The sequence below is a fragment of the Paraburkholderia sejongensis genome, from assembly GCF_020880815.1.
Classification (GTDB): Bacteria; Pseudomonadota; Gammaproteobacteria; order Burkholderiales; family Burkholderiaceae; genus Paraburkholderia; species Paraburkholderia sejongensis.
Genome location: NZ_JAJITD010000040.1, coordinates 1 through 9,957, shown reverse-complemented (window position 1 = coordinate 9,957; position 9,957 = coordinate 1). Strand labels below are relative to the sequence as shown.

10 protein-coding genes and 2 pseudogenes are annotated in these 9,957 nt (G+C 62.0%); 1 reads left to right on the top strand and 11 read right to left on the bottom strand.

Annotated features, from left to right (window positions below):
* Positions 1-121: 121 nt before the first annotated feature.
* Positions 122-235, bottom strand: a pseudogene (locus LJ656_RS34690) (antibiotic biosynthesis monooxygenase); the annotation flags it as partial.
* Between the two features lie 334 nt (positions 236-569).
* Between LJ656_RS34690 and LJ656_RS34685 the strand changes: the two are divergent.
* Positions 570-1,088 carry an RrF2 family transcriptional regulator gene (locus LJ656_RS34685; protein WP_230513932.1) on the top strand — a complete coding sequence of 173 codons (519 nt, stop codon included), beginning with the start codon at positions 570-572 and terminating at the stop codon, positions 1,086-1,088.
* A 107-nt stretch (positions 1,089-1,195) separates the two neighbouring features.
* On the opposite strand, the gene LJ656_RS34680 is transcribed toward LJ656_RS34685, so the two are convergent.
* From LJ656_RS34680 to LJ656_RS34635, 10 genes and pseudogenes are all read right to left on the bottom strand, one after another.
* Positions 1,196-1,444, bottom strand: coding sequence for a hypothetical protein (locus LJ656_RS34680; protein ID WP_230513931.1), 249 nt, complete (start codon positions 1,442-1,444; stop codon positions 1,196-1,198).
* Between the two features lie 93 nt (positions 1,445-1,537).
* On the bottom strand, positions 1,538-2,242 hold the full coding sequence (locus LJ656_RS34675; protein WP_230513930.1) for a response regulator transcription factor: 705 nt from the start codon (positions 2,240-2,242) through the stop codon (positions 1,538-1,540).
* Positions 2,243-2,361: 119 nt separating this feature from the next.
* A pseudogene (locus LJ656_RS34670) lies at positions 2,362-4,237 on the bottom strand (phage integrase family protein).
* A gap of 130 nt (positions 4,238-4,367) precedes the next feature.
* On the bottom strand, positions 4,368-5,027 hold the full coding sequence (locus LJ656_RS34665) for an FRG domain-containing protein (RefSeq protein ID WP_230513929.1): 660 nt from the start codon (positions 5,025-5,027) through the stop codon (positions 4,368-4,370).
* A gap of 75 nt (positions 5,028-5,102) precedes the next feature.
* On the bottom strand, positions 5,103-5,969 hold the full coding sequence (locus LJ656_RS34660) for a hypothetical protein (protein ID WP_230513928.1): 867 nt from the start codon (positions 5,967-5,969) through the stop codon (positions 5,103-5,105).
* 186 nt (positions 5,970-6,155) lie between these two features.
* A complete protein-coding gene (locus LJ656_RS34655; protein WP_230513927.1) occupies positions 6,156-6,845 on the bottom strand; it encodes a hypothetical protein in 690 nt (229 codons plus the stop codon).
* A gap of 137 nt (positions 6,846-6,982) precedes the next feature.
* Entirely contained in the window at positions 6,983-7,432 is a 450-nt protein-coding gene (locus tag LJ656_RS34650) for a hypothetical protein (RefSeq protein WP_230513926.1), read from the bottom strand.
* Between the two features lie 53 nt (positions 7,433-7,485).
* Positions 7,486-7,788: a hypothetical protein gene (locus tag LJ656_RS34645; RefSeq protein ID WP_230513925.1), complete on the bottom strand. Its 303-nt coding sequence runs from the start codon at positions 7,786-7,788 to the stop codon at positions 7,486-7,488.
* 808 nt (positions 7,789-8,596) lie between these two features.
* Positions 8,597-8,857, bottom strand: coding sequence for a hypothetical protein (locus LJ656_RS34640; protein ID WP_230513924.1), 261 nt, complete (start codon positions 8,855-8,857; stop codon positions 8,597-8,599).
* A gap of 58 nt (positions 8,858-8,915) precedes the next feature.
* Positions 8,916-9,413, bottom strand: coding sequence for a hypothetical protein (locus LJ656_RS34635; protein ID WP_230513923.1), 498 nt, complete (start codon positions 9,411-9,413; stop codon positions 8,916-8,918).
* Positions 9,414-9,957: the final 544 nt, after the last annotated feature.

The window sequence follows — 9,957 nt, the reverse complement described above, 5'->3', positions numbered from 1 at the left end:
CGACTGTCTGAGTCACTGTGTCCATTCTCGCTGTTTGTGGACAGAGTCAGTCACTCGTGTCCGTCGCAGCGATGATTGCATCTTCTACGACAGGCGGGGAACGGTACAAATCAGGTGCTTACGCCTCTTCGACCATCGCGTCGGCCATGTTTCCATACCCATTGTCATCGGGCGTTCGGATGGACGTGAAGATTACCGCGTAGTAGGGCGTGGCCCTCGTCTTAGCTATAGACATCGTTACCTTCCTTCGGTCTCTCTATTGCTGGATACCCGTGCGTATTGTCGGCTATCTTTGTCGCCTCGTCGATTGACCGTTCCTGGCCAAACAATGGCCCGACACGAACAGCGGCCAACACACACGTCTCCTGCCGTGCGATCGCGAGATCGAGCAGAAGCAGGTCACGTTGCATGACCGGTCATCCGCACGGCTCGGGTTGCCCCGTCCAACGCAAAGGCCTATCGTCGGGAACGACGGGATTGGGGGCGTGAGCCACGTCCTGATTATTACTGCGCTCATTCCGCCCTCAGCTCACGCCCGGTCTCCCAATCCCGCGCAATGCGGAGGCCGTATGAAACTGACTGACCATACCGATTATTCGCTTCGTGTTCTGCTTTACCTTGCGGTGCGCGGGCCACAGTTATCGAAGATCAGGGACATTACCCGCGCGTACAGCATCTCGAAAAACCCTCTCATGAGGATTGCCTGGCAGCTCGCCGAACACGGCTGGATTGAAACGGTGCTCGGCCCCAACGGTGGGCTGCGGCTCAGCGGCCATTCGCTCGATCTGACGCTCGGCAACGTCGTCCGACTGTTAGAGGGCGATTTTGCATTGGCGCCATGTCTGCCCGATCGGCTGGGCGGGAGCCGGGAATGTGTGATCGCGCCGCACTGCCGGCTGCGCGGTGCGCTGCAGGCAGCGAACCAGGCGTTTCTCGACGAACTCGACCGCCATACGATCGGCGACCTGGTGCAATCGCGGGATTCACTTGCAGAACTGCTCGGACTTCGCATCACCGTCCCGATCGTGCCGGCGACCGCATGGGGTGACGAACGGGATCGGGTAGCCCACTTACGGGCGGTCTCCTGAATCGGCGTCAGACGGTTGACCCCAAGGCGCGCATGCCGGCCGCGCCAGCCGTGGGCCATGCCCGCGGCGCCGGACGCGCTTCACGGCCGGTCGCGGGACCATAGTAATCAGGAGAGCAGACGCCGGTAGTTGCGGGCCGGATCAGGCGCGCGGCGATGCTGAAGTTGTTGCAGCAGTTCCCGCCGGCGCTGCTCCAGCTCACTGAGTTCCGCGCGCGCCTTCCCCAGTATTTCGCGCAGGTGAGGCCCGCTCTCCTCCCGGCTGTCCTCCATGGCCACCAGCTCGATGGTACGCGCCCGGATCTCCGCCCCAACGTTGAGGAGTTCGACGAATGGCTTCTGCCACCAGTCAGTCATGTGGTGCAACCTCCCGCAAATAATGCCGGCCTCGGCGGAAGCATGGGCGATCACGGCTCTGCCGTCAGCGTCCCGCCCGCTGCACAACAACCGTTAGTCCGGGGGTCCCGATCCGGCCAGCCGTTCAAGGCGGTATCCGTACCCGTAGACAGGAGCGAGCCGATAGCCACTCTCCGGACGCAGCCCCAGTTTCTGACGCAACGTCGACACGTGGGTATCCATGGTTCGCGAGAGGATGTCCGGCGGCTGTCTCCACACCCGCTCGGCAATGTGCGCCCGCGACAGCGGCCGCCCGAGATGCTGGAACAGCAGCAGGGCCAGTTTGAATTCGCGCTGGGTCAGCTTCACCGCCTCGCCCTTCCTCACAACCTGTTCGGCCTGCAGGTCGAACTCGACATCGTCAAAGACCTCTTTCGTCGCCTTCGGGTCGATCGCATACATCCGCCGCATCAGTGCGGCGACGCGGGCAAGCAGCACCGGCGATGAAACGGGTTTGACCAGATAGTCATCCGCCCCTTCGTTCAGGATCGAGGTGATGTCATTCTCGCGACCGTACGAGGTCAGAAAGATCACCGGCACCCGGGCCGCCCCACCCTCCCTGGCCCAGTGCAGCACCTCCCGGCCAGTCATGTCGGGAAGCTGCCAGTCGAGGATCAGCAGATCGAACGTTTCCCGGCGCAGGGCCTGAACCAGCGCGGCGCCCCGGTCGAAGTGATGACAGTGATGGCCCGCGGCGGTCAGCGTCTCCAGTACCGACGCTGCAAGAACCGGGTCGTCTTCCAGCAGTGCAATTCTCATCGCGCCCTCCGCGCATGCCTTCCGGTTCTCCGGATCTGTAATTGGCATCTCCAGGCATTCTAGGGAGTCCTGCAGGAATATTCACTTCATGCGAACCCCACATGCAGCCCGGTTCGCGGTCATGCGCCGGCGCCATCATCCGGCGGCACATCGGGTGCCGCACGGAGCCGGGCGTGGTAGCGCGCCATCTCCGCGCGCAGGCGCTTCTGCTCGGCCGTCACATAGACGGTGGTGGTCTGCAGCGACGCGTGTCCGAGTAGCCGCTGCACGACGTCGAGCGGCACGTCGGCCGCGACCGACTGGGTACCGCAGGTATGACGGAACGCATGGGGCGAGCTGCGCGCGAGTTGCCGGCGCTCGGCCTCGGTCAGATCGGGCACATGCGCTCCCTGTCCGCGCAGTGCCCACTGCGTGAGGCCGCGCGCGCCCCGCACCGAATAACCGCCGGCGACCACCGGCGCGGCGTCCGCCTCCTCGCTGGCAGGCTGCCTCGCGCCGAATTTTGCGCGGGCGCGCGGGGTCGGCGGAATGACCCGGGGTGCGAGGAGAGGCAACGGCGCGATCGCCGCCTCCGCACCCTCGAAATCCAGTTCGCGATCGCGCCAGTGGGCTCCGATCGCCAGCACCGCCTCCTTGCTGACCGGCACAAACCGCTCCCGGTTACCCTTGCCGACCATACGCAGCAACCAGGTGGCGGGCACGCCGTCTTCGGGCGGCAGCCACTGCAGCATGCCGCGGGTCGCACCGGCCGCCTCGGCGATGCGCAGGCCGGCATCGCCCATGATGAGCAGCAGCGCGCGCTGCTCGCCAGCGTTCGGCGGCCGGCCCTAAGCCCTGCGCCTGTTCGGCCAGACACCACCGCGCGCGCGTCCACAGGTCCAGCGGGAGCGCGCGGTCGATCTGCATCGCGCTGGCCCGTTTCACCGGTTTTGGGGTAGTGACCGCGGCCCAGGGGTTGCCAGCCAGATAACGCACGCGGACCAGCCACTCGAACGCGGCGGTAATCGCACGCACCGCATAACGCTGGCTGTCGAGCGACAGCGCGCCCGGTTTGAACGGCCGCCACCGGCCCGAGTTGCGCGGGACGACCGTTCCACAGAACGCCGCCGACGGCGCGGCGAGAAACGCCTTGTAGGCGTCGCAGTCCTCCACCGTCATCGACGAGAGCGCGGTGCCGCGCTCGGTCACCGCCCACAGCAGCAGCCGTTCGAGCTCGCGCCGGTACGCGCGCAGGGTCGCTTCCTGCCGGGTGTAGCGGGCGAGGTACGCCCGGATCGCATCGAGATCATGGCGCGCGCGGATGAAGCCGAACGCCGGCGCGCGGTTGGTCCCGTGCTCGCCCGACAGCGCCGCCGGCATCGAGATGCGCTCGAGCGGCACCAGTTGCGCGCGGACCGGCTCTACCGGCTGGGCGACCGGATCGACCAGCGGATCGGCCGCGTCGATATCGGCGTCGACATCCTGGCCGATTGACGGCGCATGCCGGCGCAGCCACGCCACCAGCACGCGGGCCCGGTGCACGCCGATGCGCGGGACCGAGCGCCACCAGCTGCCGCCGCGGCGGTTGCAGAACGCGACGAGTTCGCCCAGCGTGGCGATGCCCTCCCCCGCCAGGCGTGTCGCGATGACGGGGCGGAACCAGCGGCCGACCGCGTGCTGCGCTTCGGGGCGCGCGGTGGCCCAGGCGCCGGCGGCCTGCTCGATCAGCTGCAGCGACACGGGCGTGAGGCGCGGCTCGCCGTATTTCTCGATCGCGGCCCGCAGGTGGGCAACCAGCACGGACGAACCCTCGCGCAGCGCGAGCTCGACCAGCTCGGTGCGCATCGTGCGCAGCAGCCGCTCGATGTCGGACGGCCCGGTGGTCTCGGCGTCGAAGTACAGGCGCGTGATCGTCGGGACCGGCACGCCTTTCACGCGGGCGCGCAGCGCGGTGAATTCGGTGCGTGTCCAGGTGCGCGGCGGGAGCAGCTCGATCGGTTGTGGTCGGTTCGCCATGTCGTTCAGCGGATCAGAGCAGCGGCAGGCCACGAACGTTAAGTTCGTCCTCTGGATAAAAATGACTCCAGGTGCCGTAGTCCGCTACGCCCTGAAGATCCGGAAACAGGACTGTGCTATTCACACCGGTCTAGGCCAGCTGGACACGCATCTCGCCAAATGCGGTCCTGGGCACAGTGACGTAGCACAGACGGCCCTCGTAATCGGTATTCGTCTCAAGAGAGACAAAGGCGGGCGACCTGCGGCTACCGTAGTGACCCCGGTGAAGCGTAAACCAGCCATCCTGCGCAGTGATCCGGCGTGGAATGTGTCGCGGACGGAGCAGGGTCGTACGTCCCACCTCCAGCGGCTTTTCACGCTCGGCATCGGAGATCAGGTACTTCGGTTCGTAAGTAAGAAGCCAGACCGCCGCGGCTTTCTGCTGTCGGGGCTGCTGCCGGATGGCGAACCAGAGGGCGGTCAGCGCACTGCCCGACCAGTCGAGCATGCGCGTCGGCATCCCGTGGTGCTGCGCGATCGCGAGCCAGTGCGTATCGGTGAGGTCGCTCGCCGGCGAGTCCAGATACGGAATCGCGCGGCGTTTGAATTCCTCGAGCATGCTCTTCTCCTCGTGGCCCGGGGGGCGACGGGCCTGCCGGTCAATGGCAAGCCGCAGACTCCAGGCGGCATCGCGCTGTCCCCGGTAGAGCGTGTTCACGTGGCCAGTGAGTTCCCCGTTGATCGCGCTGATGAATGTTGCGAGTGTGCGCACTTCGCCCAGGTTCGGGGCGATGATGGAAGTGGTCTGCATGGCGTCTGCCATTTCAGTTTTGTGGTGGCGTGCCCGACGCGCTGGTGTCTGCGTGTCGGCTAAGCAGAAAAATCGCTACCGCGGCGACAGTGTTCTTCGCAAGCATCGCATAGGACACATCGAGCGCTGGAAGATGGCCGGTCGCCCCCATGCGCGGTGCGAAAGTGGCTTCGCAAGGCCCCAACGCCGCCACTGATCGATTTCACGCCAGCGAACAGACGCCTCGCATCTTCCAATGCGGTCGGGTCGGGCCAGTCCAGGCATGCGACACATGCATCCCAGCAGGGGCGTCAGCGATTTGTCTCTCGGCAAAATTTTGCCGCGCTCGCGCAGGATGGTCGAGTAGACCGTCTCCAGAAAGCGGCTGCTGCGGGTCAGCCCGTCGGCTGTATCGAGATGCGTCGCGTCGAGCGCTTCCTGCCGGTTTTGGGATAGCGTCTCGCAGCCCGGTTGCTGGAGGCTCGCATCGACCTGTTCGTCCAGCTTCGCAGATTCGCCGGCGACGATCGCCTGCAGCGCCACGAGCGGGCGGTCCAGCCGCGCCTCCCCTTGCTCCAGCTGGCTGGCGATATTGTTGAGCAACGACGCCAAAGTTTTTTCATTCAGCAGCCGTTCCAGAAAGGGCAGCGCGAATTCCGCAAGCGGCCTGACGGTGTAGCCCTTTTCGACTTCAGAGTAGCCACGATACCGGACGATCCGGTCATCTTCAGTAGTCCTAAACCCCACGGTCAGCTTTCCGTCCCGGTAGCTGAGATCGCCAAAGCAATAGTCGTCGGACGAGTAAATCTCAAACGTCTCGTCGTCGCTGGCGCCGCCGAGCGTGGTACCTCCGAAAGCGCAGTTGAACTCCGCCTTGAGCGTCCGAACCCTCTCGCTCAGTGCAGCCTGCTTTGCCTCGATGCGCCGTTGTTGGGCGGCAAGGGCCTTGATCCTGTCGTCCACACGTCGTCATGCTCGCCGCCGCCTACGGCGGCCGGTGCCTGAAAGGGTCAATGTGAGTGTTCGACCCGTACTATAGGGTTCTATGGTGTTAAAGGTTGTGGTGCAAACTCGGTAAGTGGGCGAGAAATTGCACACGTATGGTTCGATTTGGAGTTTTTTTCGATGATCAGTATTAAAGAATGCGCGTCAGTTTCCGCTCAGACTCGCAGAGTTGCCGCTTGGGTACGCGGCATTGAGCCAGCTCACCAGCCGGTTCAACTGGGTGCCGTCGATCCCTTCGCCACGCATCAGCGGCACCCGGTCCCACATCCACGTCGGGAAGTTCGCGGTGGTGCCGCCGGACAGGGTACCGGGCACATAGTCGAGCGCGCACAGACTGCGGATGCTCCAGCCGCAGGAGATCTCGCCGCTCACCGCGTTGGGCTGACCTTCGCGCTGCCAGTCGCTCAGACTAAAGCTCGCGGTGGTATCGAGCCAGTTCGCGAGGAACACGTTGACGACGGCCTGCTCGGTCGCGACGCTGGTGCCTTTCCACACGCCGTTCTGGCCGCCGCTCCCGACGTCGAGCGGGCTGGTGTCGCGCGTGGTCCAGCCCCGTTTGACGTTGGCGACGCCGACGCCGTTGTCCATCTCCTGCGCGCCCTTGAGCACATACAGGAAGTTGCGGACCGGCTCGGGGTGAACGCTGCTGTGAGAGAGGTTGTCGAGCAGGCCGTACGCGTATTGCCAGTCGATCGGTATCTGCATCAGATGCGCGCCCGAGCCGGGATTGAGCAGGATCTGCAGGTAGTACCACTGGTTCGATCTCACGTATTGTGCGACCGCGCTACCGAACATGCTGTTGTCGACCGGAAAGCCAAGGATGTGCGGCGACACGTTGAAGACGAAGCGCCAGTGGTTGCACCAGCCGCGTTTTTCCGGCTTCGGCGCTGACCCAGGCGGTGGGGCAGTTCTGCAGCTGCGCGATCGTGTATCTGCCGCTCGTGCCCTCGTTTGGCGGTGCGAAGTTTCGCCTACGCGACGCCCCAGTAGTACAGGTCGTTGAAGATGTTGCCCGTCTTGCTTTGCGCGTAATTCACGCTGCCCTGCGCGAGCCGGGTCCGCATGTTGTAGGTGCCGTTGCCGTTGCCGTTGCCTTCGCCCGCGTACTGCTTGTTCAGGTTGCCGTTGGTGAAATAGTCGCCCCACCCGTCCTTCGGATGGATGCGCGGCACCCAGCGATTCCAGTCCGGCAGTTGCAGGCCGATCGAGATTTTTCGCAGGTTGATCTGGCCTTTGGCCGCGACGAGGGTCCTGTCGACCACACCATTCGGGAAGATCGACGTGAGCGTGTCTAGGTCGTTCTCCGATACCGCGCTGAGACCGACGCCGCAGGTCCAGTCGCTGACCGGTGCCGCATCGAGTCCGGGACTGGGTTGATAGGGCGGATTCCACGGTCGGCAGTTCGCGCCCGGCGCCGGCAACTGGTTCTTCAGGCTGCGGATGTAGCTAGCGATCTGCTCGCCCTAGGTTGCGCTCAGTCCATGAAACTGCGCACGCACGACGATCGAGTTGTTCGAGTAGTTAAACTTGAACAGGTCGCCGCGCTGGCGCTGTGGCAGTCCATGCTGTGCGCGCGTAGCCGATGGCCTGCATTGAGCGGCGATTCGACTAGCTGCGCGCTTTGCCCGAGCTGCTGGCCGGCGGCGATATCGCTCATGCCGGATAGCGAAGCGGTCCACGTGGCCGGGTCGTCCTGCGCGAAGCTCGAAGCGGCGATCAGCTTGTTGCCCGCGCCGTCGAGCAGATTGAATGACAGCACCCGAGAGCCCGAACTCACGCCGTCGGTGCCGTTGAAGCGGAAGCTGTCGTCAGCAGCTGTGCCGAGGCGCCCGCGGGCATCTGGAGCGTCGCGCTGACGACCTAGCCGCTGCTCGCGCTCATCACCTTGAGCCGCATAATCAGCGCGCCCGTTGTCGATACCGGTGCGTCGGTCGATGACGAGCCGCTCCCCGCTGGCGATGCGCCTGATCTACCGGCCCACGAGCCAGTCGTGCCGTTGTTGTTACTGCTGCCGCCGCCTCCGCACGCACTCAGAATCGTCGCACCTAGAAGCGCCACGCTAAATGCCACTCTTATTACCACGCGATCGAGTTGTCTCATTAATTGTTGTTTGGATTGTGGGCCGTACGGATTCAAACGCCGTGCGGCATAAGTCCGACAGGGGGTGCACCGCAATAGATTTTCGTAAATGTGCCATGCACAGGGCTTTGTCACGTTGCGGATCACCAGGACGAATCGCGTGTAGACAAAACAATCGCTCAGAAAACAGCAGACGGATTCTGGGTGAGACCGATGAAGACGCCAGGCCTAAACCGGGTCGCGATTTGCTTTCGAAAAAAGCGCGCAGCGAATGACGCTTGAGCGCCAAGTTGCCCGATCGGACCAAGCCCGACGGAAACGTCTACGTGCGCCCGTGCAGGCGGAATCCGCTCTTAGGCCGCTCGCGTTCACGCATGGGATGATCTGCGGTGGACTGGACTAAATCTGCGCATTGGCGCGGAGGGCGTAGCCGGTAGCGGCGGTGCGCGCTGCGAACAGCAAGGAGTCTGCCATGACTCAGGAGCAGAAGGTAATTCGTGCCAAGCTCACCTAATCAGTCGGATGCCGATCGCCGTGTACAGCGAAATTGCATCGCTGATACACCCGATATCGCTGATCTGATGCACGCCCACCTGACGCAGCAGCGATGGAATCCAAAATCCGACCGCGTTAAGTGCCGTGAAGACGCTGCAAAAGACTGCCAACATCATATAGATGCGCGGATTGGTCAACAAATCGCCGAGCCGCACTTGTGAGCGAACCTTTATCGCATGTTGCGAGACTTCCGCCGCTTTCGTCATCCTCATTCAACACCTCTGCCACCCTTTGGTTGGAGGCGATTTTTCAAACCATCCTTAATAGTTTTCAATACCACCAATGAGTAACGATACCTTTACTATTAAAATCGATAAACAACTGATGTGCATACCCGCTTCCATTCGCTGCCTTTTCATCCCGAGCAGAATTTATGGCCGTTTTAGCACCATTAACTCTTCTATTTGCGCCATTAACTTGATCACTAACAACACCTACACTATTTTGGGCTGTAGATAACCCCATTTGGGATAAACCAGAAGTGACTCCGCTAAGCATCCCTCCCATACGCTCCATTACATTTGGGGTGGATACAGTACTTTCATTGTAAAACCAGGTTTCTCTACCATCATCTTTGATCTGCTTCGAATTTGAATTTCCATATAGCGCGACTACTTCGGCTTGAGTGGTCTTCCCCACAACAATGTGTTGCTTAATATAGCTCGGGGAAAATTTATCCGTTTGAGTGGTGCTGCTTGGTGGAATTTGCGTACAGGCTCCGACGCTTGTCAAAATTGAGATTGAAAAAAGTGCAATCAATACTTTCATAAGTTAAATTCCTGGAAACATCTATGTAACCGTCAGAATGGCAGGAAAGATTTTGTTTGTACTAAACAACAAATCGTCGACCAACGCCGAATTCATCAGTCACGAGCACCACATGCCTAACGGCATGGCGACGAGACATCAGACGGCCACGTCCTAATGCGAATTCAGAAGTTGCTATTTCTAAATGGAAGAGATTAACGCGCCGTGAACTCTACCTTCGTAAGATATGGCACTACGCAAGATGGACGCAATGAAATAAATGCAGATTTTGCAATCGTTAACGCTCATTGGCGGGCCGCCTGCCAAGTGAGCAAACAACAACCTCGACCGTCCGAGCAGCCGATTTCGCTTGCACTGACCGAATGCAGTAGCCGAGAGGCACCGTGGGCACTGTCAGGCGGATCGAGAGGCGGCGGTAGAATGGTAAGCGCGCAGAAACCGACGTCTGGCACTCAGGGATCTGACCGTGCAGGCTATGTCCACTGATTTTCAGTGGACACCTTATGACAGAACAGCACTCAGAATCGTCGTGCCTGAAGGTCGT

Excerpts from the sequence above, each read along its gene's own strand:
- LJ656_RS34685 (WP_230513932.1), top strand. The coding sequence starts at position 570 with ATGAAACTGACTGACCATACCGATTATTCGCTTCGTGTTCTGCTTTAC.
- LJ656_RS34680 (WP_230513931.1), bottom strand. The coding sequence starts at position 1,444 with ATGACTGACTGGTGGCAGAAGCCATTCGTCGAACTCCTCAACGTTGGG.
- LJ656_RS34675 (WP_230513930.1), bottom strand. The coding sequence starts at position 2,242 with ATGAGAATTGCACTGCTGGAAGACGACCCGGTTCTTGCAGCGTCGGTA.
- LJ656_RS34665 (WP_230513929.1), bottom strand. The coding sequence starts at position 5,027 with ATGCAGACCACTTCCATCATCGCCCCGAACCTGGGCGAAGTGCGCACA.
- LJ656_RS34640 (WP_230513924.1), bottom strand. The coding sequence starts at position 8,857 with ATGAGGATGACGAAAGCGGCGGAAGTCTCGCAACATGCGATAAAGGTT.
- LJ656_RS34635 (WP_230513923.1), bottom strand. The coding sequence starts at position 9,413 with ATGAAAGTATTGATTGCACTTTTTTCAATCTCAATTTTGACAAGCGTC.